22 protein-coding genes are annotated in these 26,774 nt (G+C 59.2%); 13 read left to right on the forward strand and 9 right to left on the reverse strand.

Going from position 1 to position 26,774, the window contains the following annotated elements:
- Nucleotides 1-212 precede the first annotated feature (212 nt).
- Nucleotides 213-1,775 (forward strand): PAS domain-containing methyl-accepting chemotaxis protein, encoded by a 1,563-nt coding sequence (locus GWQ31_RS04240; RefSeq protein WP_275908720.1) that lies wholly within the window; start codon nt 213-215, stop codon nt 1,773-1,775.
- Between the two features lie 136 nt (nt 1,776-1,911).
- Here the strand turns inward: GWQ31_RS04240 and GWQ31_RS04245 are convergent, their stop codons facing one another.
- Complete coding sequence (locus GWQ31_RS04245; RefSeq protein WP_275908721.1) at nt 1,912-3,495, reverse strand: GGDEF domain-containing protein; 1,584 nt, start codon at nt 3,493-3,495, stop codon at nt 1,912-1,914.
- Between the two features lie 92 nt (nt 3,496-3,587).
- On the opposite strand from GWQ31_RS04245, the gene GWQ31_RS04250 reads away from it, so the two are divergent.
- The 7 genes from GWQ31_RS04250 to GWQ31_RS04280 all read left to right on the forward strand — a co-directional run bounded on the left by GWQ31_RS04250 (nt 3,588) and on the right by GWQ31_RS04280 (nt 9,307).
- Nucleotides 3,588-4,247, forward strand: coding sequence for a TIGR01621 family pseudouridine synthase (locus tag GWQ31_RS04250; RefSeq protein ID WP_265462815.1), 660 nt, complete (start codon nt 3,588-3,590; stop codon nt 4,245-4,247).
- A gap of 17 nt (nt 4,248-4,264) precedes the next feature.
- Entirely contained in the window at nt 4,265-4,897 is a 633-nt protein-coding gene (locus GWQ31_RS04255) for an HAD family hydrolase (RefSeq protein WP_275908722.1), read from the forward strand.
- Between the two features lie 258 nt (nt 4,898-5,155).
- A complete protein-coding gene (hppD, locus tag GWQ31_RS04260) occupies nt 5,156-6,268 on the forward strand; it encodes a 4-hydroxyphenylpyruvate dioxygenase (RefSeq protein WP_058395467.1) in 1,113 nt (370 codons plus the stop codon).
- The gene (locus GWQ31_RS04265; protein ID WP_169045896.1) at nt 6,261-7,418 is read left to right on the forward strand and encodes a homogentisate 1,2-dioxygenase; all 1,158 of its coding nucleotides are present in this window, start codon (nt 6,261-6,263) and stop codon (nt 7,416-7,418) included. Before hppD ends, GWQ31_RS04265 begins: the two co-directional genes overlap by 8 nt.
- Nucleotides 7,419-7,426: 8 nt before the next feature.
- On the forward strand, nt 7,427-8,425 hold the full coding sequence (locus GWQ31_RS04270) for a fumarylacetoacetate hydrolase family protein (RefSeq protein ID WP_275908723.1): 999 nt from the start codon (nt 7,427-7,429) through the stop codon (nt 8,423-8,425).
- A gap of 73 nt (nt 8,426-8,498) precedes the next feature.
- On the forward strand, nt 8,499-9,137 hold the full coding sequence (gene maiA / locus GWQ31_RS04275; RefSeq protein ID WP_192896110.1) for a maleylacetoacetate isomerase: 639 nt from the start codon (nt 8,499-8,501) through the stop codon (nt 9,135-9,137).
- Nucleotides 9,138-9,178: 41 nt separating this feature from the next.
- Nucleotides 9,179-9,307, forward strand: coding sequence for a hypothetical protein (locus GWQ31_RS04280; protein ID WP_275908724.1), 129 nt, complete (start codon nt 9,179-9,181; stop codon nt 9,305-9,307).
- 62 nt (nt 9,308-9,369) lie between these two features.
- Here the strand turns inward: GWQ31_RS04280 and GWQ31_RS04285 are convergent, their stop codons facing one another.
- The 5 genes from GWQ31_RS04285 to GWQ31_RS04305 all read right to left on the reverse strand — a co-directional run bounded on the left by GWQ31_RS04285 (nt 9,370) and on the right by GWQ31_RS04305 (nt 14,839).
- Complete coding sequence (locus GWQ31_RS04285) at nt 9,370-9,954, reverse strand: hypothetical protein (RefSeq protein WP_275908725.1); 585 nt, start codon at nt 9,952-9,954, stop codon at nt 9,370-9,372.
- Nucleotides 9,955-10,133: 179 nt separating this feature from the next.
- On the reverse strand, nt 10,134-11,798 hold the full coding sequence (asnB, locus tag GWQ31_RS04290) for an asparagine synthase B (protein WP_275908726.1): 1,665 nt from the start codon (nt 11,796-11,798) through the stop codon (nt 10,134-10,136).
- Nucleotides 11,799-11,991: 193 nt separating this feature from the next.
- The gene (locus GWQ31_RS04295) at nt 11,992-12,360 is read right to left on the reverse strand and encodes a cupin domain-containing protein (RefSeq protein ID WP_275908727.1); all 369 of its coding nucleotides are present in this window, start codon (nt 12,358-12,360) and stop codon (nt 11,992-11,994) included.
- An 89-nt stretch (nt 12,361-12,449) separates the two neighbouring features.
- Nucleotides 12,450-14,069: a cation:proton antiporter family protein gene (locus GWQ31_RS04300; protein ID WP_219598794.1), complete on the reverse strand. Its 1,620-nt coding sequence runs from the start codon at nt 14,067-14,069 to the stop codon at nt 12,450-12,452.
- 20 nt (nt 14,070-14,089) lie between these two features.
- Nucleotides 14,090-14,839 carry an HAD-IIA family hydrolase gene (locus GWQ31_RS04305; RefSeq protein ID WP_058395458.1) on the reverse strand — a complete coding sequence of 250 codons (750 nt, stop codon included), beginning with the start codon at nt 14,837-14,839 and terminating at the stop codon, nt 14,090-14,092.
- A gap of 219 nt (nt 14,840-15,058) precedes the next feature.
- Between GWQ31_RS04305 and GWQ31_RS04310 the strand changes: the two genes are divergently transcribed.
- Entirely contained in the window at nt 15,059-16,078 is a 1,020-nt protein-coding gene (locus GWQ31_RS04310; protein ID WP_021140411.1) for an adenosine deaminase, read from the forward strand.
- A 101-nt stretch (nt 16,079-16,179) separates the two neighbouring features.
- Here GWQ31_RS04310 and GWQ31_RS04315 read toward each other — a convergent pair whose 3' ends face one another.
- The 3 genes from GWQ31_RS04315 to GWQ31_RS04325 form a co-directional block, all read right to left on the reverse strand.
- On the reverse strand, nt 16,180-17,301 hold the full coding sequence (locus GWQ31_RS04315; RefSeq protein WP_275908728.1) for an alkene reductase: 1,122 nt from the start codon (nt 17,299-17,301) through the stop codon (nt 16,180-16,182).
- Nucleotides 17,302-17,477: 176 nt separating this feature from the next.
- Nucleotides 17,478-19,013 (reverse strand): TerC family protein, encoded by a 1,536-nt coding sequence (locus GWQ31_RS04320; RefSeq protein WP_275908729.1) that lies wholly within the window; start codon nt 19,011-19,013, stop codon nt 17,478-17,480.
- Between the two features lie 286 nt (nt 19,014-19,299).
- Entirely contained in the window at nt 19,300-20,226 is a 927-nt protein-coding gene (locus GWQ31_RS04325; RefSeq protein WP_275908730.1) for a cation diffusion facilitator family transporter, read from the reverse strand.
- A gap of 169 nt (nt 20,227-20,395) precedes the next feature.
- Here GWQ31_RS04325 and GWQ31_RS04330 point away from each other — a divergent pair, with 169 nt between their 5' ends.
- The 4 genes from GWQ31_RS04330 to GWQ31_RS04345 all read left to right on the forward strand — a co-directional run bounded on the left by GWQ31_RS04330 (nt 20,396) and on the right by GWQ31_RS04345 (nt 26,586).
- The gene (locus GWQ31_RS04330; protein WP_275908731.1) at nt 20,396-23,473 is read left to right on the forward strand and encodes an FAD-binding and (Fe-S)-binding domain-containing protein; all 3,078 of its coding nucleotides are present in this window, start codon (nt 20,396-20,398) and stop codon (nt 23,471-23,473) included.
- The gene (locus tag GWQ31_RS04335) at nt 23,473-23,961 is read left to right on the forward strand and encodes a hypothetical protein (protein WP_275908732.1); all 489 of its coding nucleotides are present in this window, start codon (nt 23,473-23,475) and stop codon (nt 23,959-23,961) included. Before GWQ31_RS04330 ends, GWQ31_RS04335 begins: the two co-directional genes overlap by 1 nt.
- A gap of 104 nt (nt 23,962-24,065) precedes the next feature.
- Complete coding sequence (locus tag GWQ31_RS04340; protein WP_125600497.1) at nt 24,066-24,527, forward strand: hotdog fold thioesterase; 462 nt, start codon at nt 24,066-24,068, stop codon at nt 24,525-24,527.
- Nucleotides 24,528-24,708: 181 nt separating this feature from the next.
- Nucleotides 24,709-26,586, forward strand: coding sequence for a DEAD/DEAH box helicase (locus GWQ31_RS04345; protein ID WP_275908733.1), 1,878 nt, complete (start codon nt 24,709-24,711; stop codon nt 26,584-26,586).
- Nucleotides 26,587-26,774: the final 188 nt, after the last annotated feature.

Here is a 26,774-nt window from a genome sequence, read left to right on the forward strand (position 1 = left end):
AAAAAGCCCAGACAACCTTGTTGTCTGGGCTTTGTGCTATTTGCGATACGAGCTCATATCCGGATCCAGGCTGCTGCGGCTGGCTTGAGTCACCCCACCGATTGCAAAACCGTGTTCAGCTATCATTTTTGACATTCTCTCCATGTCCTCCTTTACAGGCTCCGGCCGCTTACCAACACTCTGTTGAGTAATGGCTCAGAATGGAGCGAGACATGCGTGAACAACGTGAACAAATGGTTCAACTCTTTGATCAGGAAGTTGATTTCCCTGCCGATGAACAGCTGGTATCCACCACGGATCTGCGTGGCGTCATCACTTATGCCAACGATCATTTCTGCCGAGTTGCCGGTTACAGCCGTGCCGAACTGATAGGCCAGCACCACAACATGGTGCGCCATCCCGACATGCCCAAGGCCGCCTTTGCCGATCTGTGGGGCAAGCTCAAGCAGTGGCAGCCATGGCGCGGCATGGTGAAAAACCGTTGCCAGGATGGTCGCTACTACTGGGTCGATGCCTATGTCACCCCCATCTTCGAGCAGGGCAAGATAAGTGGCTATCAGTCGGTGCGTTGCCGTGCCGATCCGCAGATGAAGGAGATTGCCGCCAGGACTTATGCCCGCCTGCGCGCTGCCGAGCAGGGAGGGCGCAAGCCCCGTATTTCCCTGTCACGGCTGCGCCATCTGGTTGCCGGTGCAGGATTGCTGGCGCTGGCCTGGCTGGGTGCCGTGCAGCTGGGATCCTGGGCTCCGCTCTATATGGCTTTGCCACTCCTGCTGCTGGGAGGTCTCTACCGCCACGAGCTCATCACGACTCCGCGCTATTTGCGGCAGCTGGCCGATGAATATGACAGTCTGACCCGGCTTATCTATTCGGGTCAGGAGCCCAGCGCCATCGCCGATTTTCACATCAAGTTGCTGCAGGCCCGCATCCGGACCGTACTGGGGCGGGTGGACGATGCCACCCACGCCCTGCAGGATCTGGCCGTACACCTGAAGAGTGCCTCCAGTGAGGTCAGCTCGGACATTGCCGAGCAGGATGCCCAGACCCAGCAGATGGCGGCGGCCATTACCGAGATGGCGAGCACGGCGCAGGAGATTGCCCGCAACATTCAGGACACCAACAGCCAGGTTGCTCAGGCCAAGGCTCACTGCCAGCACACGGACAAGCAGTTGCTCGACACGGAGCGCAAGATAACCGAGCTCGCGACGGAGGCGGAGCATGCGTTTGCTTCTGCGGTAGCGCTGGCCAGCGAATCGGATCGTATCGGGGTCTTGATGGGCGAAATTCAGGGCATCGCCGATCAGACCAACCTGCTGGCGCTCAACGCCGCCATCGAAGCGGCCAGAGCGGGAGAGCAGGGGCGGGGGTTTGCTGTGGTGGCGGACGAGGTGCGTACCCTGTCAACCCGGACCCACAAGGCGACCGAGCAGATCCAGAGCAGCATAGGTCAGATCCAGCGCACCCTGAACGGCTGGAAGGGGATGATGCAAAACAACCTGCAACAGACGCAGTCTTGCGTTGAGATGACCCGTCAGGGTTCCGGCAGCCTGCATCAGGTACTGGCCGAGATTGAGCTGGTGATGGATTTCTCTGCCCAGATCTCGGCGGCGGCGGAGCAGCAACAGGCGGTAGTCGAAAACATCAGCCAGAACGTCAACCTCATCTCCCAGCACTCCCACGCCAACAGCAACAAGATGCAGGATGTGGATGAGTCGAGCGAGATACTGCTGACCAAGGCCAGACAGCTCAAATCCTTGGGGCAGACCTTCGGCTGATGCTCCCGCGCTCCCACCAAAAGCAACAAGGCCACCCATAGCGGTGGCCTTGTTGCCTTGTACTGCCCTGCGCCTTGGTGCTGCCAGCGTGATGTTGTGAGGTGCAAGCCAGGCTGACCGGGTCCGGATGAAGGGCTTAGGGGGGCGCTGCCGCCAGCTCGATCCCCTTGTCGTTGTACATGGCGCGATCGGCGTGGATAAGCCACTGCTCGGCACGCCAGCCCGGCTGGTATTGGCTGACCCCGACGCTGATGCCAACCTCGAGTTGATGGTCCTTGACCTGAAATGGCTGGGCCATGGCCATTCTGATCACCTCGGCAATGGCCTCGGCATCGAGCAGGTCGTGATCGGGGAGCAAGAGCACGAACTCGTCACCGGCCAGTCTGGCGAAGAAGCGCTGGTGGTTGAGGCTGCGGGTGATCCGCTCCGCCAGCTGGCAGAGGATGGCATCACCATGGCTGTGGCCAAAGCCGTCGTTGACCTGTTTGAAGTTGTTGAGATCGCAAAACAGCAGGCAGCCGGGGTTGGGGCTGCTTATCTGTGCCTCCAGCCGCTCCATCAGGCTCAGGCGGTTGGGCAGGCCGGTGAGCGGGTCCTGCCTTGCCAGCTGCAATATCTCCTCTTCCCGCTGCTGGCGCAGGGCAATCTCGCGATTGAGCCGTTTGTTGCACACCAGCAGGTAGACCGCCAGCAGCAATATGAGCACGCAGGCAGCCAGACTCAGCAAAAACCAGGGCCGCCAGAATACCCACTGCTCGGAGGGGGCCTGATAGAGAAAGTCAGTCAGCGGCACGGGTCGCTTGATGAGCCCGATTTCGGTCAGCTGCTCCATGATGTGGGTGACGCGATCCGGGTTCATATACCCGATCTCCACATAGAGCGGTTGTATCATCTCCTTGCTTACCTGCAGCTCGTACTCCATGTGGGCCGGACTGCGGTTGACGCCATACTCCTTGCGCAGCAGGGCGATGGCCTCCTGGGGATGGGCGAGGGCATAGCGCCACCCTTCAAGGCTGGCGGTCCGAAACCGCTCTACCCTGCCCGGATGGGCCTGCTCCTGCGCCTGAGTGGTGAAGAGTATGTCGCTGTAAAAGTCGATGCCGTAATTGCGCGGGTTGATGACAGAGACGGGAATGCCGCGCTCTTCCAGATAGAAAGGCTCGTTGCTGAGATAGGCGTTGAAGATATCGACCTTGCCCTCGATGAGATCAGCGATATTGACCGAGGTCTGGATCGGGGTAAGTTGGCTTTCATTGAGACCTTGATAGAAAAGTGTCGCCAGCAACTCGGCATCCTGATGGGCGGAAAACATCATGATCCGTTTGCCACGCATGCCATCAACAGTGAGAATGCCGCTGTCACGACGGGCCAGGAAGATGGACGGCGAGTGCTGAAAGACGCAGGCAAGCGCCAGCAGTGGCTTGCCATTGGCATAGGCGGTCAGCACCTCTGTGTTGCCGACGCCAAAGTCGGCACGACCGCTTTGCACCTCGTCCACCGTGCTTATTCCCTTGCCACCGGGCCTTATCTCCACGTCCAGTCCGGCTTTGGCATAGAAGCCCTTGGCCTTGGCCATGTGATAGCCCACAAACTGGGGCTGGTGCAGCCAGCGCAACTGGAGCACCACCCGCTCCGGGGCTTCAAGGGAGGATTCATTGGCCAGGAGGGGCCCGATATAACTGGCGCCAATCAGCAGTAACCAAAGCAAGTATCTCTTCATCCGTGCGATTCTTGTTCTGAGTATTCATGGGGGGGGGCGACCCCTTGATGGAGTCATATTCTTGTAATGAAACACATTCTAAAAGGTTATAGATGTACCGGATACTAGCGCAGCACAAAGATTTTATGTTGATCAACAAAGGGCCGGGCCTTGGCATGCATGACGAAGCCGGTGAGTCGGGGCTGGTCAATCCGGGATTGGTCAGTCGCGTCAAGGCCGACACAGGGCAGGTGCTTTATCCTGTTCATCGGCTCGACAAGATGACCTCAGGTCTGGTGTTGCTGGCGCGTACCACTGCGGCGAACCGGGCACTCAGCATGGCATTTGCGGAGCGACAGGTGAGCAAGCAGTATCTGGCCCTCTCCGATCGCAAGCCCAAAAAGAAGCAGGGCTGGGTAAAAGGGGACATGCAAAAAGGGCGGGGTGGCAGCTGGATGCTGGCGCGCAGCCTGGACAACCCCGCCATCAGCTGGTTTGACTCTGTGCCGGTGCGCGAGGGTCTGCGGCTCTATCGCATCAAGCCCCAGACCGGCAAGACCCACCAGATCCGGGTTGCCTTGAAAAGCATAGGGGCACCCATTCTGGGGGATGAGCGTTACGGCGGCACGGCGGCCGACCGCGGCTACCTGCATGCCTGGCGCCTGAGTTTCACCCTGGCAGACGAAGCATTCGATTTTATCTGCCCTCCCGGTGAGGGGGCCATGTTTCTCACCCCTGAGCTCCATGTCGCCATCGCCGGATTGAGCGAGTGAGGGGAGAACAAGACACTATGCGTACAGACTGGATCCTGGCTGACTTTGACGACACCCTGGCCCCAGGCGACAGCCACGCCGGCTTGCTGCGCTATATGTTGCGCCGTCGCCTCTGGCCACTCTTGCTGCTGCCGGTGATCGCACTGGGTGGCCTGGTTTACCTAGTGCCAAGCCGGCGCAGGCAGGGGATTTCGCTGATCTGGTGGGCCATCACACTGGGGCTTTCGCCACTGGGCTGGCGCAAACTGGTGCGGGCCTATTGCCGCACCCGGCCTGGGCTGTTTCGCGAGGCGCGCGCCTTGCTGATGAAAGACGGTGATCGCTGCTGGGTGATCTCCGCCAGCCCTCGCGCTCTGGTGCGCGGGCAACTCCATCAACAGTTGCCTGGCAAGCTGCCCCATCGCACCCTGGGCTCGCGGATGCACTACCGCTTGGGCGGCTTGATGCCGCGCTTTTACTGCCACGGTCAGCACAAGATACTGCCCGAGGTCCGCGCCCTCACTGTGACGCTGGCCCTGAGTGACAGTCTGCACGATCTGCCGCTGCTGGCGCAGGGCGCAGAGGCCTGGCTCATCAATCCCACCCCGCTTCGTCTGCAAAAGGCGCAGGCCTGTTTGCCCCACATCATGACCAAACGCTGGCGACTGTAAGGCAAAGCTGACAGCCCTGCGGGTCGCCATGGGGCGATCCGCAAGGCTGCGGCTTGAATGTCACAATCTATTTACATCTTTTGGTGGAGGACCCCGAGAAACTATCTGAAACCCGTCTCTTCTCTTCTGCCGCGCACCTGCATCTAATGAAACAAGTTGTTAACAAAGCTTGTTTGACGGGAGCGATGGTCATGCCGTCGCCCCAGGTCAATCCGCTTTAACCACTTTCAGTCATCAGCACATTGCAAGGAGCGCATCATGACGACCACTTCCTCCTCTTCCCGTTCCCACACCATCAATCCCCTCGGCTCGGATGGCTTCGAATTCGTCGAGTACACGGCGCCGGATGCCAAGGGCATTGCCGCCCTCAAGGCGTTGTTCGTTTCACTGGGTTTTGCCGAAGTGGCAAAGCACAAGCACAAGCAGTGCTGGCTCTATCGTCAGGGTGACATCAACTTCGTGGTCAACGCCGAGCCCCACTCCCAGGCGGAGCAGTTCGCCAGCCTGCACGGGCCCAGCGTGTGCGGCATGGCATTTCGGGTGGCGGATGCGGGCAAGGCCCAGCAATACGCCATCACCAAGGGGGCCAAGCCCTTCGTCGGCAAGATAGGGCCCATGGAGCTCAATATTCCCGCCATTTATGGCATAGGCGAGAGCACACTGTCGTTTGTCGACCGCTACGGCGACAAAGGCTCCATCTATGATGTGGATTTTGTGTTTTACCCCGATTGGCAGGCGCGCATGGCCGAGGTGGATGCGGGGCTCTACGAGATCGATCACCTGACCCACAACGTCCAGCGTGGCAACATGGATGTCTGGTCGAACTTCTATGAGCGGATCGGCAATTTCCGGGAAATTCGCTACTTCGACATAGAGGGCAAGCTGACCGGCCTGCACTCTCGTGCCATGACGGCCCCCTGCGGCAAAATCCGCATCCCCATCAACGAATCCTCCGATGACAAGTCCCAGATTGAGGAGTACCTGCGTCAGTACAAGGGGGAGGGGATCCAGCACATAGCGCTCGCCTCCAGCGACATCTACCAGACCATACGCACCCTGCGTGGCCGTGGTACCGGTTTTATGCCGACCCCGGACACCTACTACGAGAAGGTCAACAGCCGGGTCGAGGGCCATCAGGAAGATCTGGCCTCCCTCAAGGATCTGCAGATCCTCATCGATGGTTCTCCCACCAAGGACGGCATACTGCTGCAGATCTTTACCGACACCGTCATAGGCCCGGTCTTCTTCGAGATCATTCAGCGCAAGGGCAATGAAGGGTTTGGCGAGGGCAATTTCCAGGCACTGTTCGAATCCATTGAACTGGACCAGATCCGCCGCGGTGTGCTGCATGGAGAACCCAGCGATGCGTAACTGGATAAGCTTTCCCCATCGAGAGGGAACTCATTCCCGTCAGGCTCATGCCGACCTGCCAGAGCAGGCCATCTATGAGCGCGAACTGGGGCGGGCCGGTTTCTTCGGCCCCGCCACCCACATGCACCACAAGCATGCTCCCACTGACTGGACCAACTGGGAGGGGCCGCTGCGGCCGAGGGCGTTTGACTTGAACGGTCTGCAGGAGGAGGTGAGTTCCCTCTCCCCCTGGGTGATGCCGGATATTCTGCACAATGCTCACTGCCGCTACCGGATGTGGCGTTTGCACGAGCCTATGCCGTTTCTGGTGCGCAACGCGGACGGCGACGAGCTGCTGTTCATCCACGAGGGCAGTGGCGATTTCTACTGCGACTACGGCCACCTGACCCTGCGGGACGGTGACTATGTGGTGATCCCCCGTGGCACCATGTGGCGCATCGAGCCCACGGCGCCCATGTTCATCCTGATGATAGAGGCGACCAATGACAGCTATCAGCTGCCGGACAAGGGGCTGGTGGGCAATCACGCCATCTTTGACCCGGCGGCGCTGGATGTGCCCGCCATCAATGAACGCTTTCTGGCCCAGCAGGATGAAAATCCATGGTCGTTGCAGGTCAAGCGCCACAATCAGGTGTCGGTCATCACCTGGCCCTTCAATCCGCTGGATGCCCAGGGCTGGCACGGGGACTTGTGCGTGGTGCGCCTCAACTGGCGCGACATTCGCCCGCTGATGAGCCACCGCTACCACTTGCCGCCCTCGGCCCACTCCACCTTCGTGGCGAGCCGGTTCGTCATCTGTACCTTCGTGCCGCGCCCCATAGAGAGTGACCCCGGCGCCCTCAAGGTGCCCTTCTACCACAGCAACGACGACTACGACGAAGTGCTCTTCTACCATGCCGGGGACTTCTTCAGCCGGGACAATATCGAGCGGGGCATGGTTACCTTCCATCCCGCCGGCTTTACCCACGGCCCCCATCCCAAGGCGTTTGCGGCAGGGCAGGCCTATGCCAAGAAGTTCACCGACGAGGTGGCCGTGATGCTGGATACCCGTGATGCGCTGAACGTCGGCAGCCTGTGTGAGGGGATAGAAAACCCGCGCTATGTCAGCAGCTGGCAGCGCCCTGAACTTTCGACTGCCACTGGCAAATAAGGATTTTTATGAAACTTGCAACCTTGAACAATGGCAAGCGCGATGGCGCCCTGGTGGTGGTCAGCCGCGACTTGAGCCGTGCGGTGCGGGTGCCATCCATCGCCCCCACCCTGCAGGCGGCGCTGGATGAGTGGGCACAAACGGCCCCGCACCTTGCCGCCGTCTATCAGACCCTCAACGATGGCACCTGTGCCGATGCCTTCCCGTTTGATGAGAGTGAGTGTCTCTCGCCCTTGCCCCGCGCCTACCAGTGGGCGGATGGCAGCGCCTACGTCAACCACGTCGAGCTGGTGCGCAAGGCCCGCGGCGCCGAGATGCCGGAAAGCTTCTGGCACGATCCCCTGATTTACCAGGGCGGCTCGGACTGCTTTCTGGCCCCCCGTGGTCCCATCGTCATGGGATCGGAGGCCTGGGGTATCGATTTTGAGTCGGAAGTGGCCATCATTACCGACGACGTGCCCATGGGAACCAGCCCGCAGGCGGCCGCCGCCCACGTCAAACTGTTGATGCTGGTGAACGACGTGAGCCTGCGCAACCTGATCCCGGGCGAGCTGGCCAAGGGCTTTGGCTTCTTCCAGTCCAAACCCTCCAGCGCCTTCTCGCCGGTGGCCATCACGCCGGACGAGCTGGGCAGTGACTGGCAGGATGGCAAGGTGCATCTGCCGCTGGAAACGCACCTCAACGGCGCGCTGTTTGGCGCGCCCAATGCCGGGGTGGACATGACCTTCAACTTCTTCGAGCTGATTGCCCATGCCGCCAAAACCCGGCCGCTCGGGGCTGGCTGCATCATAGGCTCGGGGACCGTCTCCAACTATGACCGCAGTGCCGGTTCCTCCTGCCTCGCCGAGCGGCGGATGTTGGAAATTATCGAGTCAGGTCAAGCCACTACACCCTTTCTGTGCTTTGGTGATACAGTGTCCATCGCGATGCAGGATCGCAACGGGATGAGTCTGTTTGGCACCATTTTGCAAAAAGTCACGCAACAGGATGTCAGCCAGATGACGTGAAGGAGCCAGTGCGGACACAGGGCCGACTGGTGAACGGCAGGTGCCCGTGCACCTGCCAACACAGGGACAGATTATGTTGCAGTTGTTTGGATATTGGCGTTCATCGGCAAGTTATCGGGTACGGATAGTCATGCAGCTCAAGGGGCTCGATTATGAGTATCACCCGGTCAACTTGAGGCAGGGCGAGCAGCGCGAGAAGGCCTATCATCGTGTCAATCCCCAGGGGCTGGTGCCCTTTCTTATCGACGGGGATGTGCAGTTCGGTCAGTCGGTTGCCATTATGGAGTACCTTGACGAAACCTATCCTGCCTATCCGCTGATGCCCTCGGCCGCCCAGGCGCGGGCCAGGGTGCGCCAGATAGTCAACATGATCGCCTGCGACACGCACCCCCTCGACAACCTGCGAGTGCTCACCTATCTGGAGCAGGATCTGGGGCTGGGCAAGGCGCAGCGTGATGCCTGGTATCGCCACTGGATTGACGAAACCTTCAGGGTGCTCGAACCCTTGCTGATGACCACGGCCGGCGTTTATTGCGTCGGCAACGAGGTGACCCTGGCCGATTGCATGCTGGTGCCTCAGGTCTACAACGCCCGCCGCTACGACATGACGCTGGATGAGTACCCCACCATTGCCCGCATCGTCGCCAACTGCGAGCAGCTGCAGGCCTTTATCAAGGCCGCCCCGGAGCAGCAGCCGGATGCGCAGGGGTAAGCATCGTCTTTCACACAAACCAACGTTAGAAGGAGTTAATGATGGGAATCAAACCCGGTCCAAAAAGAAAAAATGAAGATGGTTCACCCGATAAACGGCAAAGAGTTACACCGGAAAAGAAGAAAGAACATCCTGCATTAAAGCCTCATAAACACAAATCGGGCGACTGATATTATAACCTTGGTAGGTTGGGCTCAGAAAAACCAGTCCAATCTACCGGGTTAAGATGTGCTCACTGTGTCACAGTAAGTAAAAGTTGAAGAAATAAAGTTGTTAAGTAAATAGAAAGAGATAGTCCTAGAAACATTAATGTCGCGGCAATCCTTTGCTTCCATGGTGCAACAACAGGTTGAGGGAATAAGGCAATATTAGTTGCTGTACACTGATCACTTCTAACATTGATTAATGCAGGTAGTTCGTTATTCACAGAGAGCAGCTCACATGCAATCTGTTCTCGTGGTGCAAGTGAGTCAAAAATCATGATGTAACGATTGTCAGTTTCCACATGCTCCGTGAAATGTCTTGATGGCCAGATATTAATACAGGGTGGTTTCCAGTTAAATACCAGCTCAACTTTTGTAGCTGTGTCTTGACCAGGATTGGTCACAATATGAGACATGGTTCTAACCGTCTGACTTTGGCTTAATATAGCGCCATCTTCGCCTTTTATTGGCTCTTGCACTAAAAACATAAAGCCATGAGGACTTGCAACATTAAGTTTTGCTTTTGCTTTGAAATGGTTGTTTAGTATCCATGTGAATAAGGGAACAAAAAATGCAAAAATCTCTTTAGCATATTGTTGTCCAAACTCTATCATTTTTGCTCCTGAATCATAAAACTTTTCGTCATAGAGAACTCTCTGATGTTTTGGATTTAAATTATCACAAACTATATGAAGTCTGTGATTACTTCTTTCGTATATTGGCCTTCACTGATTCAGCCGAACCTACAAATTAGGTAGGTTCGGCTGCGTTTATAAAGTCCAACTGTTACTTGTTAATACCCCTGCTGGTGGACGTCCATCACGGCGCGACCGGACGGGTCGGCCATCTCCTTGAACTTGGCATCCCACTCCAAGGCGGTCGGAGTGGAGCAGGCGACCGACTTGCCGTAGGGCACGGTACGGGCGGCGGACTCCAGCGGGAAGTGCTCGTCGAAGATGGCGCGATAAAAATAGGCCTCCTTGGTGAGCGGTGTGTTGACGGGGAAGCGGAACGCCGCTGCCTCGAACATCTGATCCGTCACTTCGACCTTGACCATGGCTTTCAGGCTGTCAATCCAGGAGTAACCCACGCCGTCGGAGAACTGCTCCTTCTGGCGCCAGGCCACTTCGTGGGGCAACAGCTCCTCGAAGGCTTCGCGCAGTATGTGCTTCTCTATCTTGCCGTTGCCACACATCTTGTCGGCAGGATTGAGGCGCATCGCCACGTCCATGAACTCCTTGTCGAGGAAGGGCACGCGGCCTTCCACACCCCAGGCGGCCATGGACTTGTTGGCCCGCAGGCAGTCATACAGGTGCAGGGAGGCGAGCTTGCGCACGTTCTCCTCGTGGAACTCTTTGGCGTTGGGCGCCTTGTGGAAGTAGAGGTAACCACCGAACAGCTCGTCGGAACCTTCACCGGAGAGCACCATCTTGATGCCCATCGCCTTGATATAACGGGCCATAAGGTACATGGGGGTAGAAGCGCGGATAGTGGTGACGTCATAGGTCTCGAGGTGATAGATGACGTCCCGCAGGGCATCCAGCCCCTCTTGTACCGAGAAGTGGATCTGATGGTGAACCGTGCCCAGATGGTCGGCCACCTTGCGGGCGGCGGCGAGATCCGGCGAGCCTTCCAGCCCCACGGCAAAGGAGTGCAGCTGCGGCCACCAGGCAGCACTGTTGCCATCGTCCTCCACCCGGCGGGCGGCGTAGATCTTGGCAATGGCGGAGATGACGGACGAATCCAGTCCGCCGGAGAGCAGCACACCATAGGGCACGTCGCACATCAGCTGACGCTTGACGGCCGCTTCCAGCGCGGCTTTCAGTTCCGCTCTGTCGCTGACCTTGTGCTCGACCGCGTCGTATTCCATCCAGTCGCGCTTGTACCACTGCTTGAGCTCGCCATCCTTGCTCCAGAGGTAATGTCCGGGCGGGAAGGTTTCGACGCTCTTGCAAACCGGCACCAGGGCTTTCATCTCGGAGGCGACATAGAAGTTGCCGTGCTCGTCGCGACCGGTATAGAGGGGGATGATCCCCATGTGATCACGACCAATCAGGTAGGCATCCTGTTCGGCGTCATAGAGGATGAAGGCGAAGATGCCGTTGAGATCGTCCAAAAAGGCGGGGCCCTTCTCCTTGTAGAGTGCCAGCAGCACCTCGCAGTCGGAGTGGGTCTGGAACTGGAAGTCGACCTTGAGGTTCTTTTCGAGTTCCTTGTGGTTGTAGATCTCGCCGTTGACGGCCAATACGTGAGTGCGCTCCGGGTTGTAGAGCGGCTGGGCGCCATTGCCCGGATCGACGATGGCCAGTCGCTCGTGCACCAGTATGGCTTTGTCTGAGCTGTAGATGCCGGACCAGTCAGGACCGCGGTGACGCAATCGCTTGGACATCTCCAGGGCCGATTTGCGCAAGGCTGCTGCATCGGATTTGATGTCCAGAATGCCGAAAATAGAACACATTGGCGGTAATCCTCTTGATTTTTATAGGAGCCCCCCACATACGGGCTCGAAATTCCATTTACATTCCTCGTCAATCACAATGCCTAGCGCAAAAACCTTTTGCAAGCGGGAAAACCGCAGAAAATCATGCCGTAAACGTCAAGCAGACGGGCGGAGGGGCCGAGTGGAAAAACAGGGCGAGTTGACGCCAACGTCAAGTGGTGGCGGGCTCGAAGATCACATAGACCTTGCGACAGGGGGTGAGTGTCTCCCACTCCCCGACAAAGCCGGCCGGAATAACGAACTGATCCCCCGGTTTGAGGGCAAGTTGACCCCCCAGGCTGTCGTGGATCACCACATCCCCTTCCAGCAGCTGGCAATACTCGTGCTCCGTGTAGTGGATGGCCCAGCGCCCCGGCTCGCAGGCCCAGAAGCCCACATGAAACTGCTGGCTGGGATCCGAGTAGTGGTTCCAGAGGGTTTGTTCAGGGCTGCCGGCCTTGATACGCTCGGCTGGGGGCGTGAGCGGGGTGGGGGAGACGGCGTGCTGGTGGAGCAATACCCAGTCGTTGAGGGTTTTCATGGTGCATCCTTGCCAATGGTGAGTGAGAGATTGAGGGTGCGGGGCCATCCTGGCCCCGCACTCGTTTAGTTTGTTTAACAATGTTGACGTTAAGTTAAACGAGGAGGCCCCTCGTTGACAAGGGGGGCCTCGGTGCCGAGTGGCTGCAACTGCCTGATGACGTGGCGAGCGAAGCCGCTGCCTGCCTCGTCGTAGACGTTGAACACCGCATCGACGCCCTGTTCACGCAGGGAGGCGATGTCATCCTCGAAGCGGACTATGGCCGCTATCTTGCCGTGAAAACCGTGGCTGCGCAGCTTGTCGATGGCGTAGAGGTTGCCCGAGTGGTGGGGCATGGCGAGGATCACCAGCTGAACCTGATGGGAGAGGATCACCTTGTCCCAGAAGTCGGTATCGGTGGCATCCCCTTCCAGCACGTTCATCCCCTGTTCGCGCAGCAGGGGCGCCTTGTCCCCGTTGTTCTCGACCCCCAGTATGACGTTGCCGTATTTGCGCTCCAGCTCATGATAGGCGCCCTGTCCGATACGCCCCATGCCGAGGATGATCACCTCTGCATCCCCCAGTTCGATGGGCCTGTCATCCAGGTGCAGGGTGTCCGATTGCAGGCGGCGCAACCAGGGGCCTATGTGCTGATAGATCCACTCACTGTAGCTATTGAGCGGGGCCGACAGCATGAAGCTGCCCGCCAGCGCCAGCGAGAGGGCAACCAGCCATTCGTGGGAGAGCCAGCCCGCCTTGGCGGCGATGGCGGCCACGATCAGGCCGAACTCAGAGTAGTTGGTGAGAGCCAGCGTCGAGAGCAACGCGGTTCGCACCCGCAGCCGGGCACCGCTGTAGACCAGATAGTAGAGGGCGCTTTTGAGCGGCAGTGCCAGCATCAGCACCAGTGCCATCCACATGGTTTCCTGGGTCGGCATGCCGTTGAGGCCGATGGAGAGGAAAAAGCAGATGAGGAACAGATCCTTGAGGCTGAACAGGGATTTTGCCATCCCCGCTGCCGCCGGGTGGGAAGCCAGCAACATGCCGATCACCAGGGCCCCCAGGTCCGGCTTCAAGCCGACAGCCTCAAAGGCGGCGGCCCCCAGCACCAGGGCCAGGGTGATCCCCATCAGCATCTGCAATTCACCGTGACCGGCCCGCTCCAGCAGCTTGAACAGCAGGGGCCGCAGGAAGGGCAGCGCCAGTATCCAGAGCGCCCAGATACTGGGCAATTTGCCGGTGGAGGCGGTCAGAAAACCTACCGCGAAGATGTCCTGCATGATCAGCACCCCTATGGCCAGCTTGGCATAGAGGGCATTCATGTCGCTGCGATCTTCCAGCACCTTGACCGCAAAGACGGTACTGGAAAAAGAGAGGGCAAACCCCAGCATGATGGCGTGGGGCCACTCCAGATCCAGCATCAAGGTCATGCCGACCCCCTTGCAGGCGAGCAGGATCACCCAGAACAGGCCGCTGGAGAGCAGGATATGGACGGTGGCAGTGCCCCACACGTCCCGGCGCAGCAAGGTCTTGATGTTGAGCTTGAGGCCTATGGTGAACAGCATCAGGGTCACCCCCAGCTCGGCCACCGTGGTCAGTACTTCGGAGCTTTGATAGCCGAGGCCGTTGAGCACAAAACCGGCGGCGAGAAAGCCGATCAGGGGCGGCAGCCCCACCAGGTTGACCAGCATGCCGCAGGCGAAGGCGACGGCAATGAAGAGCGGTTCCATGGATGACTCCTGTGATCACATCAGACGATATCGATATCCACGACTGAGTCGAAGATGTGGTTCGGGCGAAACGGCATGCGATCGATATCCGCGACCTTGCTCACCCCTGACAGCACCAGCACGGTTTCAAGACCGGCCTGGAAGCCCGCCAGAATATCGGTGCGCAGGTTGTCGCCGATGATGATGGTGTCGTCGGAGTGGGCCTCCATCCGGTTCAATGCCGCGCGAATGATCCAGGCGCTCGGCTTGCCCACATAAAATGGCTTCTTGCCCGTCATCCGCTCTATGGGAGCGCAGAGGGCGCCGCAGGCAGGATGCATCATGGGGCCATGGGTATCGGGGTTGGTAGCGATGAAGCGGGCCCCCTGATCCACGAACTTGGCCCCCAGCTGCATCATGGTCCAGTTGTAGTTGCGGGTCTCGCCCACGACCACGAAGTCGGGGTCTATGTCGGTGATGGTGAAACCGGCCTTGTAGAGCTCGTGGGTCAGAGCCCCCTCACCAATCACATAGGCCTTCTTGCCATCCTGGCGTTTGAGAAAATCGGCTGTGCCCATGGCGGAGGTGTAGAAGCACTCCTCCGGTACTTCGATCCCGGCGGAGCGGAAGCGGTTTTGCAGATCTTTCTGGGTCTGTGCCGGGTAGTTGGTGAGGAACAACAGCTTGGTACCCTGTTCCAGCAGACGGTGGACGAAGCGGTCGGCACCGGGGATGAGATCGTTGTTGTGCAGAATGACGCCGTCGATGTCACAGATGACGCTTTTTTTCATGGGAACTCCTTTGTATAGGGCACAAGAGTGAACGCGGGGCGGACGCCAACTCTTAATATCTTCAATCAGTTATGTTGTTTTTGTGACGCCATTATAAGTCGGTTTGATGACAAGTCTCCCCCTACCAGGCGAGATAGGTACACAATGAAAAGGGAGAGGGAAGGGATCCGCTCTGCAAGTGGCAGGTCTCGCTGTCTGTGTGCTGATGGAGCCGTCATCATGGATAACTTTATTGCCGGTTTGCCCAAGCTGGAGTTGCACCTGCATATAGAGGGGTCACTCGAGCCGGAGCTGATGTGTATGCTGGCCGCCCGCAACGGGGTGGCGCTACCCTGGTCCGATGTGGGGAGCGTGCGTGCCGCCTATGACTTTGACTGTCTGCAATCCTTCCTCGATCTCTACTACCTTGGCGCCAGCGTACTCATCACAGAGCAGGATTTTTTCGATCTCACCTGGGCCTATCTCAAGCGCTGCGCCGCCGACAAGGTGGTGCATGTGGAGATCTTCTTCGACCCGCAAACCCACACCGCCCGAGGTATCCCCTTTGCCACCGTGCTGGGGGGCATAGAACGGGCGCTGCAGGCGGGGGAGCGGGAGCTGGGTATCAGCTGGCGGCTTATCATGAGTTTTCTGCGTCATCTGAGTGAAGAGGCGGCGTTCGCCACCCTGGACGACGCCATGCCTTTTCTCACCCGCATTCACGGCATTGGTCTCGATTCGGGGGAGAAGGGCAATCCCCCCGCCAAGTTTGCCCGGGTCTTTGCCCGTTGTCGCGAGCTGGGGTTGCCGGTGGTGGCCCACGCAGGCGAAGAAGGGCCGGCCGAGTATATCTGGCAGGCCATCCATGAGCTGCAGGTACGCCGCATCGATCACGGGGTGCGCTGCGTCGATGACCCCGACCTGCTGCGTTATCTGGCCGATACCCGGTTGCCGCTCACCGTCTGCCCCCTTTCCAATACCCGTCTTAGGGTGTTTGAGCGAATGGCCCATCACAATGTGCTGACCCTGCTGGAGCAGGGGCTGTGCGTCACCATCAACTCCGACGATCCCGCCTATTTTGGCGGCTACATGGCAGCCAACTTCCACGCCCTGGCCCATGATCTTGGCGCCAGCATGAACCAGCTTTGCCGCTTGTCGCTCAATGCCGTCGAGGCGAGCTGGCTCAGCCTGGCGGACAAGGCGCGGCTGACCCGGGAGATAAGAAGCTACGCCGCCTGTTACGGCGTTGCTCTCTACTGACGTCTGGCTCGCTGGCGCCACACCCCAAAAAACGCGCCCGCATCAATAGCGGGCGTGTTTTACTGTGCGGCTTTGTGACCGAGGTGGGCGGCTTGCCCGTCTCAGGCTGACTGCGTCTCGGCTAGCGCCTGATAGGTCGGGTAGTCGGTCAGTCCCTTCTCATCGCCGCCAAACAGGGTCGCCGGATCGTGGGGGGCGAGGGGGTAGCCGTGGCGCAACCGGTTCGGCAGATCCGGGTTGGCAACGAAGGGACGACCAAAGCCAATCATGTCGGCCCAGCCCGCCTTGAGGGCGGCACGCGCCCGCTCACCGTCATACTTGCCCGCATAGATGAGGGTGTTGGGGAAGGCATCCCGCAACCCCTGCTTGAAGTTTTCCGCCATCAGGGGCGCATCGTCCCAGTCCGCTTCGGCGATATGCAGATAGGTGACGTCCAGTTCACCCAGCAAGCGAGCGGCGGCCAGATAGGTCTCTTGCGGGTTGGCATCAACGGTGCCGTTGAGGGTAGTGAGCGGCGCAAGGCGCACCCCAACCCTGTCCGCCCCGATTTCGGCACTGACCGCTTGTGTCACCTCTTTGAGGAAACGCAGGCGATTTTCCAGCGAGCCACCGTAGTTGTCGGTGCGGGTATTGGACTCGGAGTCGAGGAACTGGTTGATGAGGTAACCGTTGGCAGCGTGCAGCTCTATGCCGTCAAAGCCGGCGTTCAGGGCATTGCGAGCCGCCTGGCGGAACTGGCCCACTACCGCATCTATGTCGCTCTGGGTCATGGCGCGCGGGGTTGTGGTCTCGACAAAACCGGGAGCATCGCTGCCGTTATCGACGAACACCTTGACGCCCACGGCCTTGATGGCCGACGAGGAGATGGGCTGGGCGCCACCCAGGTTGTCGGGATGGGTGACCCGGCCCACATGCCAGAGCTGGGCAAACATGGTGCCCCCCTTGGCATGGACAGCATCGGTGACCCCCTTCCAGCCCGCTACCTGCTCGGCGCTGTGGATCCCGGGGGTCCAGGCGTAACCCTTGCCCAGCGGGTCTATCTGGGTGCCTTCGCTGATGATGAGGCCGGCCTCGGCGCGCTGGGCGTAATAAGTGGCCATGATGGCGTTGGCCACGTCACCGGGCTGGCTGGCACGGGAGCGGGTCATGGGGGGCATGACGATGCGATTGTTAAGGTGCAACTGGCCCAGACGCAGCGGGCAGAACAGGTTGTCGTGGCTCATTTTGTGTTCCTCATGGTGGGATTGAGGTCACTCTAGTCCTGCTTTTATTTGTGAAAAAGAGGGATAATTGCAGAAAAGAATTGCACTTGATGCAGCAATCAAGCGTCAAGCGGCAAACAGCCATAAAAAAGAGGGCCGCTTGGCCCTCTTTTTGGTAGGTGGTGCGGTTCGTGTGATCAGGGGATCAACGGCGTGACGCGCACCCGTTCGATGCGACGCTCGCTGACTTCGATCACCTCGAAATGCAACTGCTGCAATTGCAGCTGCTGGCCCGGAGTCGGCAGTGTGCCGAAGTGGGAGAGCAGCATGCCCGCGAGCGTCACGTATTCATCGCTGTCACTCACCAGCCCCTCGTATTCCAGCACCTGCTCCACATGGTGGATGTTGGTGCTGCCATTGATGAGCCAGCTCTCGCCATCGCGCACCATGTCCGGGGTCTCGTCTTCATCAGGCAGCTCGCCGACGATGGCTTCCAGCAGATCGTGGGTGGTCACCAGACCCTGGATGACGCCAAACTCGTCGGCGACCAGAATGAGGCTGCCTTTGGCCTTGCGCAGCTCTGCCAGCAAGCGGATCACGTTGATGGTCTGGGGCACGATAATGGGGTCATTCTGTTTGGCCAGCTCTGTCAGGGACTGCCCCTCGTTGAGAGCAAACAGCAGATCCCGTGCCTTGAGCACGCCTATGACTTCGTCCAGATCGCCGTCACAAACCGGGAACAGGCTGTGGGGCTCCCGCTGCAACACGGCACGGATCTCTTCGACCGAGTCATTGACGTCGATCCAGGCCATGTCGGAGCGAGGGGTCATGATGGTGCGGATGGATCGATCGGCAAGGGACAGTACCCCGGTCACCATGTAGCGCTCCTCTTCCCCGAAGCTCAGCGGCTCGGGTGTCGGTGCATCCAGATCATCATCCGGCCTGTCCTGATACGCCTTGCTGCCCATCAGTTTGAAGATGGCGGCCGTGGTGCGCTCGCGCAGGGGCAACTTGGCCTCATGACGCTCTGCGCTGCGCTGGGACAACTGGTTGAAGAACTCGATAAGCACGGAGAAACCGATGGCCGCGTAGAGGTAGCCCTTGGGAATATGGAAACCGAACCCTTCCGCTACCAGGCTGAAGCCTATCATCAGCAGGAAGCTCAGGCAGAGCACCACCACTGTGGGGTGGGCGTTGACGAAGCGGGTCAGCGGCTTTGACGCGAGCACCATCACAGCCATGGCGATGGTGACGGCCGCCATCATGACCCAGAGATGTTCCACCATGCCCACAGCCGTGATGATGGAGTCCAGCGAGAAGATGGCATCCAGCACCAGGATCTGGGTGATCACCACGCCAAAGCTGGCATAGACGCCGACAGGGCCATCTTCTGGCGGTTTGGCTTCCAGCCGCTCATGGAGCTCGGTGGTGGCCTTGAACAGCAGGAACAGGCCGCCGCCCATCAGGATGAGATCCCGACCGGAGAAGGCAAAATCACCGAGGTGAAGGATGGGGGTGGTCAAGGTGACCAGCCATGACATCACGCTGAGCAGGGCCAGGCGCATCAGCAGCGCCAGTGACAGGCCTATGATACGGGCACGATCCCGCTGGGCGGGGGGCAGTTTTTTCACCAGGATGGCGATGAAGACCAGGTTGTCTATCCCGAGCACGATTTCCAGAATGATCAGGGTAAACAGACCAACCCAGATGTGGGGATCCAGCAGCAATTCCATGTAATGACCTCAATAAATACAGACAGAGCGGGTATCAGTCACGGCAACGGTGGCCGCGGCAGTGCAAGGCAATGGCGTTATTCAGAGGCGCTGATGAAGCAGGTAAAGACAGAGTTTGACAGGAAGAAACGAAAGGTAACTTCGGGGGTTGTCCATGATGGGCAATAAAACCTCGGGTTAAAAATGAGCCCTGATGATAGCGAGAATCGGCGCTTTGGCAAGAGCAGGGCGATGAAGATGTGATGACGCAGGGGAGGCAGCCTGGCCGCACTCCCCCTGTGGATCGTTACAACCAGCGTTTTTCGCGGGTGAAGCAGACCGAGAGCCAGGCATCCCCCAGGGTATCGCCGAGGCGTGACCAGAGCTCCTGGCGCAGGGCATCCTGGCGCTCGACAGGCCACTCCTGCCCCGGTGCCACCAGTATGTTCAACTCCAGATCGAAGCGACGACCGCTCTTGGCCAGATGGCTGTAGCACTCGATGCCATGGCGCTGGCGCAGGGCTTCAATTTCGCTGGCAACCCGCTGGGATACGTCCCCCTTGGGGGCAATCTTCAACACTTCTCGCAGATTGCGGCTCAGCACCTTGATGGGAATGAGGGTGGCGCACAGGGCCAGCAGAGAGACCAGCATGGGGTCTATGTAGCGGTTGTATTGACCATGGCCCATGGCATCGAGGCCCATGGCGACCAGAAAACCGACCAGCAGGGTGGCGCTTAAAATGGTGTCGACCAGCCACTCTTCGGAATCGACGCGCACCAGCTCCGAGTTGAACCGCTTGGCCATTCGCGCCTCGACAACATAGATAAGTGCACACAAGAAGGTGGAGATGGCGGCGCAGATGAGGGCGTGACCGAGATCTATCTCGCGACCACCGGCCAGCAGGGAGGTGATGCTGCTGTAGAGGGCACCGAGACAGAGCAGCAAAATGATGATCCCGTTGATGACGTTGGCAATGGGCTCGAAGTGAGCGTAGCCATACTGAAAGCGGTCATCTGAGGGGCGGGTAACCAGGTAGGCGGTAACCAGACCAAGGCCTGTCATGCCCATGCTGAACAGGCTGAAGATGCCATCGAGCATGATGGCGTGGGAGCCAACCAGCAGACCATAGCCAATCCCGAAGATGGCAAAGGCGATGCTGCCGAACAGTGACAGGGTCAAGGCCTGTTTCTCTGTGGTAATAAACGTACTGATAACATGGCTGTGGTGAGCCATAACAATCCTCCTTTCAAATGGTGAATATTGCCAAGCGCAAGCGGTTTTCTAGCTGATATACTGCCCGCTCACATGTGAGCAGACTGGCCCTGATACCCGCAAAGAGGCAGCCAGGGCAGTCTTTGTCGCCGGAGTGCCGGCATCAAGCAAAGGATGGGAACAAGGATTCATGATCCCGAGACTCGATTACCAGGACAGTTTGTCACCTACAACCCTGCAGTTTCTTGAGTTGCTGGCGCGATCAGCATTTCGTGGTGATATCGAAAAGTCTTATGCAAGCCGGTTGGCGATGGCGACGGATAACAGCGTCTATCAGGTCGTACCTCAGGCGGTGCTCTATCCGCGCAGTGCGGATGACATTGCAGTGATGCTCAAGTTGGCACAGGGGCCCGAGTACGCAGCCTTGAGTTTCTTCCCTCGCGGCGGCGGTACCGGCACCAATGGCCAATCCCTGGGCGGCGGCATTATCGTCGATCTCTCCCGCCATATGAACCAGGTCATGGAAATTAATCTGGAGGAGGGCTGGGTGCGCGCTCAGGCCGGGGTGGTCAAGGATCAGCTCAACGCCTACTTGAAACCCCACGGTTATTTCTTCTCGCCGGATCTCTCCACCTCCAATCGCGCCACTCTGGGCGGCATGGTCAACACCGATGCCTCCGGGCAGGGGTCGCTCGTCTACGGCAAAACCTCGGATCACGTGCTGGGCTTGAAAGCCGTGCTGGAAAACGGTGACATCATGGTCACAGAGCCGGTCAATGGCTCCCGTCTTGAAGACAAGCTGGCCCTCGAGAGTCGGGAAGGGGAGATCTACCGCACCCTGTATCGCATCGGCCGCGAGCGACGCGCCGACATCGAAGCCACTTTCCCCAAGCTCAACCGTTTTCTGACCGGTTACGATCTCAAGCACCTCTATGCCCCCGACACCGACACCCTGGATGTGAGCAGGGTACTGTGCGGCTCGGAAGGCTCCCTGGGGTTCATCACCGAAGCCAGGCTCAATATCACACCTATCCCCCGTTACCGGACCCTGGTCAACGTCAAATACGACAGCTTCCCCTCGGCCCTGCGCAATGCCCCCTTTATGGTGCAGGCGCAGGCCCTGTCGGTGGAGACGGTGGATTCCCGCGTGCTGGGACTGGCCCGTGCCGACATCATCTGGCACTCGGTCAAGGCGTTCATTGAGGACGTGCCTGGCAAGGATCTGCAAGGGCTCAATATCGTCGAGTTTGCCGACACCGACGAGCAAGAGCATCAGGCCAAGGTGGCTGAATTGTGCCGGCGCATCGACGGGCTGCTGGCGCAAGGGGAGGCGGGTGTCATCGGCTATCAGGTGTGCAGTCACCTGCCGAGCATCGAAACCATCTACGCCATGCGCAAGAAGTCGGTGGGGCTGCTTGGCAACGCCGAGGGGCGTAAAAAACCGGTGGCCTTCACCGAAGACACGGCCGTTCCCCCTGAGTCGCTCGCCGATTTCATCATGGAGTTTCGTGCCCTGCTCGACGGCCACGGCCTCGACTACGGCATGTTCGGCCACGTCGATGCGGGGGTATTGCACGTGCGTCCCGCGCTAGACTTGTGCGACCCGGAGCAGGAGGTGCTGCTGCGCCGCATCTCGGATCAGGTGGTGGCGCTCACCGCCAAATATGGCGGCTTGATGTGGGGGGAGCACGGCAAGGGTTTTCGCTCCGAATACAGCCCCGCCTTCTTCGGCGAGCTGTGGGAGGAGTTGCAGCGGGTCAAGGGCGCCTTTGACCCCGACAACCGCATCAACCCGGGCAAGATCTGCATGCCTTATGGCAGCGGAGCTCCGCTTGTGTCAGTGGATGGCCCCAAGCGTGGCAAGTTCGACCGCCAGATCCCCATCGCCGTGCGGGAAAGCTATACCCGCGCCATGGATTGCAACGGCAACGGCCTCTGTTTCACCTTCGAAACCGACTCCCCCATGTGTCCTTCGGTCAAGATCAGCAAAGACAGACGTCACTCTCCCAAGGGGCGTGCCGGCTTGATGCGCGAATGGTTGCGCCAGTTGGCGGAGCAGGGCTTCGATCCTCTGGCCGAAGAAGTGGCGCTGCAATCGGGTGGCCTGCGCTTCAAGGCGATCGTCGACAAGTTTCGCAACACCCTGGCCCGCGCCCGTGGCCAGTATGACTTTTCCCACGAGGTGATGGAGGCGATGGAGGGGTGTCTGGCGTGTAAAGCCTGTACCAGCCAGTGCCCCATCAAGGTGGATGTGCCCACCTTCCGTGCCCGTTTCATGCAGCTCTACCACAGCCGTTATCTGCGGGGCCCCAAGGATTACTTCGTTGGTACAGTGGAAAGCTATGCGCCGCTGCTGGCCAAGGCGCCGAAACTGGTCAACTTTTTCCTGGAAAAAGAGTGGGCCCAGAAGGCGACCGAGAAGAGCATCGGCATGGTGGATGTGCCCTTGCTCTCGGTACCGACCCTGGCCGAATCCCTGCACGACAACAAGGCGCGCTATTTCGACCTGCCGGGCCTTGAGGCCATGAGTGCCGAGCAGCGTGCCAGAGTGGTGCTGATCGTGCAGGATCCCTTCACCAGTTATTACGACGCCCCCGTGGTACGCGATCTGGTGAAGCTCGCCAGCAAGCTTGGGCTGCAACCCTATCTGCTGCCATTCAAGCCCAACGGCAAACCCCAGCACGTGAAGGGGTTCCTGCGCGCCTTCGCCCGCACCGCGGCCAACAGCGCCCAGTTCCTCAACAAGATAGCGGCGCTCGGCATCCCCATGGTGGGCGTCGATCCTTCTCTGGTGCTCTGCTATCGCGACGAATATGCCAAGGCCCTCGGCGCGGCCCGTGGCGATTTTCAGGTGTTGTTGCCCCAGGAGTGGCTGCTTTCTCTTCCGGCCGACACCCTGCCCCTTGCCAAGCCCACCGCGGATGTCGATGAAAAAGGAGAGGCTGAGCCCTGGTATTTGTTTGCCCACTGCACCGAGAAGACGGCCAAGCCCTCGACTCACGTTGACTGGGGCACTCTGTTCCGCCGCTTCGGTGCTCGTTTGCAGCCTGTCTCTGTGGGTTGCTGCGGCATGGCCGGTACCTATGGCCACGATGCAAAACAGGTGGAGAATTCCAAGGGGATCTATGGTCTCAGCTGGGCAGAGCCCCTGTCGAGGTTGCCCAACGATCGCTGTCTGGCTACCGGTTATTCGTGTCGCAGTCAGGTCAAGCGGATGGAGGGGGAGAAACTCAAGCATCCGCTGCAGGCGTTGCTGGAACTGCTCTGATGCTGACTTTTCCCAAGCGCTTTCGGGTACCGCAAGCCTACCGGCACCCGCACTTCCTGCTGTTGCCAGCCACCCCGGCTCAGGCCGTGGTGGAGTTTGTGGCCATGCAGCGTGAACGGGAGCAGCTTCATCAACTGTTTCGCCCCCAGGATGTCTGGCCCTCTGACCAGTTCAGCCTGAGCCAGCACGAGGGGGATCTGGAGTGGCAGCAGGCCGAGTTTCTGGCCAAGCGCTCCTTTTCCTATGGCCTCTGGAGCCCGGATCGGGAGTTGCAGTTCTGGGGAGGCGTCTATCTCTACCCCTCGGTATTGCCGGAGGTGGAAGTGGAGATCTTCTTCTGGAAGGTGGCCGACGCGCCGCTGACCGATGCCGAGCTGGAAACCGAGCTGCGTGCCTGGCTTGGCAAGGCATGGCGCTGGTCTGCGCCGCGCCTGCCCGGGCGTGATACGCCTTGGAGTGAGTGGCCTGGCGTCACCTATCCCTGGTAATGCGATTATTTCCATGGGGCCTTGCCGCTGTGCTGCCGGGCCCCATCTTTGCTTCCTGCCGATTGTTTCAACCTGTTTCTCACCTCAGAGGAGTCACTACCCCCATGAGTCACGATACTGCCCCTATCTGGCGCAAGCCCATGAGTCTGGAAGGGCTCAATGCCTCGTCGCACAACACCCTGATGGCCCACCTCGATATCATCTACACGGATGTTGGCCCCGACTGGCTCGAAGCCACCATGCCGGTGGACCATAGAACCCATCAGCCCCTTGGCATGTTGCACGGCGGCGCCTCTGTAGTGCTGGCGGAGACGCTCGGGTCGCTGGCTGCCAATATGGCGGTCGGGCCGGATAGCTACTGTGTGGGACTGGAGGTGAACGCCAACCATCTGCGCGCCAAGCGGGAAGGGGTGGTCACAGGACGTTGCTCGCCCCTGCATCTGGGGGCAACGACCCAGGTGTGGCAGATTGAAATTCGGGATGAACGTGGGCGTTTGTTGTGCACCAGTCGGTTGACCATGGCGGTGCTCAAACACAAGCGGGACAAGGACTCCAGCGGGGAGTGACCGGCAATAACGCACCAGTAGTGCAAAATAAGCAAGCCATAGTCGCGAGATCCCTCTATAATTGCCAACGTCTTGAGAGGCCTATCACATTTTTCAAGACAGCAGAACAAAGTGGCGCTATAATCGCCGCCTTTTTGCTATTCCGCGGTGCTTAGCCGCCTGCCTTAATCTGGAAGAATCTATGTCTGATACCGAACAACTGCCCCTTTTTAGTGAGCTTGGACTGGCCGCGCCTGTATTGAAAGCGCTGCAAGACGTGGGCTATGAGCGCCCGTCACCGATCCAGGCCGCAGCAATTCCCCACCTCATGGCGGGACACGATCTGCTGGGGCAGGCGCAAACCGGTACAGGGAAGACCGCTGCTTTTGCCTTGCCTCTGTTGTCTCGTCTGGAAGCTGGTAACCGCAACACCCAGGTTTTGGTGCTGGCTCCGACCCGTGAACTGGCCCTGCAAGTTGCTGAGGCGTGCCAACGTTACGCCAAGCACATGCCTGACTTCCACGTACTGCCCATCTACGGTGGCTCCTCTTACGAAACCCAGACCCGCGCCCTGCGTCGCGGTGCCCAGGTTGTCGTGGGGACTCCTGGCCGTGTGATGGACCTGATCCGTCGCAAGAACCTGGACCTCTCCGGCCTGAAAGCCCTGGTACTGGACGAAGCCGATGAAATGCTGCGTATGGGCTTCATCGACGACGTGGACTGGATCATGGAGCAGTGCCCGGCCACCCGTCAGGTTGCCCTGTTCTCCGCCACCATGCCGGACCAGATCCGTCGCGTTGCCCAGAAACACCTGAAGCAGCCCAAAGAGATCAAGATCATCACCAAGACGTCCACTGCACCGACCATCCGCCAGCGTTACTGGCAGGTAACCGGTCTGCACAAGCTGGACGCCATGACCCGTCTGCTGGAAGTCGAACCGTACGAAGCCGTACTGGTCTTCGTGCGCACCAAGAATGCTGCCGAAGAGCTGGCTGGCAAACTGGCCGCTCGTGGCCACGCCTGTGAAGCGCTGCACGGTGACATCCCGCAGAAGCTGCGTGAGCGTACCGTTGACAAGCTGCGTCAAGGCCAGCTGGACATCCTGATCGCCACCGACGTTGTCGCCCGTGGTCTGGACGTCGAGCGTATCACCCACGTGGTGAACTACGACATTCCGTACGATACCGAATCCTATGTTCACCGTATCGGCCGTACCGGTCGTGCTGGTCGCAAGGGTGAGGCCATCCTGTTTGTTGCCCCTCGTGAGCGTCGTATGCTGCGCGCCATCGAGCACGCCACTCGTCAGGCAATCGAGCCGATGAAGATGCCGAGCACCGAGGACATCAACCAGCACCGTATGACCAAGTTCAAAGAGCGCATCCGGGAAACCATGATGGGCGAAGAGCTTGAGCTCTACCTGAACCTAGTGAACGAGCTGATCGAAGAAGATTCTGCCGATCCGCTGGAACTGGCTGCCGCCCTGGCCAAGCTGGTTCAAGGTGATCAACCGCTGCTGCTGGATGACTCCATCCCTGAGCCGCAGTTCAGCAGCAATGATCGTGGTGGTCGTGATTTCGAACGCCGTGACGGTGGCAGCGATTTTGCTGACCGTGGTGATCGTCCTGCCCGTCGCATGCCGTCCCTCGAGCCGCGTCCATTGAAAGACAACCCGGATGTCGAGATGGAGCGCTACCGCGTAGACGTGGGTGCCCATCACGGTGTCAAGCCGGGCCAGATCGTGGGCGCTATCGCCAACGAAGCGAACATCGAGAGCCGTTTCATCGGCAACATCGATATCGCTGATGACTTCTCCACTGTCGACCTGCCCAAGGGCATGACCGCCGATGTACTGGAAGTGATCAAGAAAGCTCGTGTTTGCCAGCGTCCGCTGATGATCACTCGCTACACAGAGGTGCCGGCTGGCAGCAATACTGCTCCCCGTCCGCCCCGCAGCGACCGTCCTTTCAACAAGGATCGCCGCCCCAGCGGTGACCGTCCGTTCAACAAGAGCGGGGAGCGCCGTGAGGGTGGCTTCAACAAAGATCGCAAGTTCGGTGGCAACAAGCGCCGCGACAGCTAAGTCCTGACTGCATTGATAAAAAGGCCGCTCATCGAGCGGCCTTTTTTGTTTTTGTACATGAGGTTGCGCTACTGTAGACCTGTCTCGGTTCCGGCTGCATTTATCCAGAGATCAGCGATAGCTGACCCATGGGCATGACAGGCGTTTAAAGAGCGCATTTTGGGGTGACGTTAGCAGTGGCCTGCATG

The organism is Aeromonas sp. 2MA4 (assembly GCF_029237305.1).
In the GTDB taxonomy this organism is placed as follows: Bacteria; Pseudomonadota; Gammaproteobacteria; order Enterobacterales; family Aeromonadaceae; genus Aeromonas; species Aeromonas salmonicida.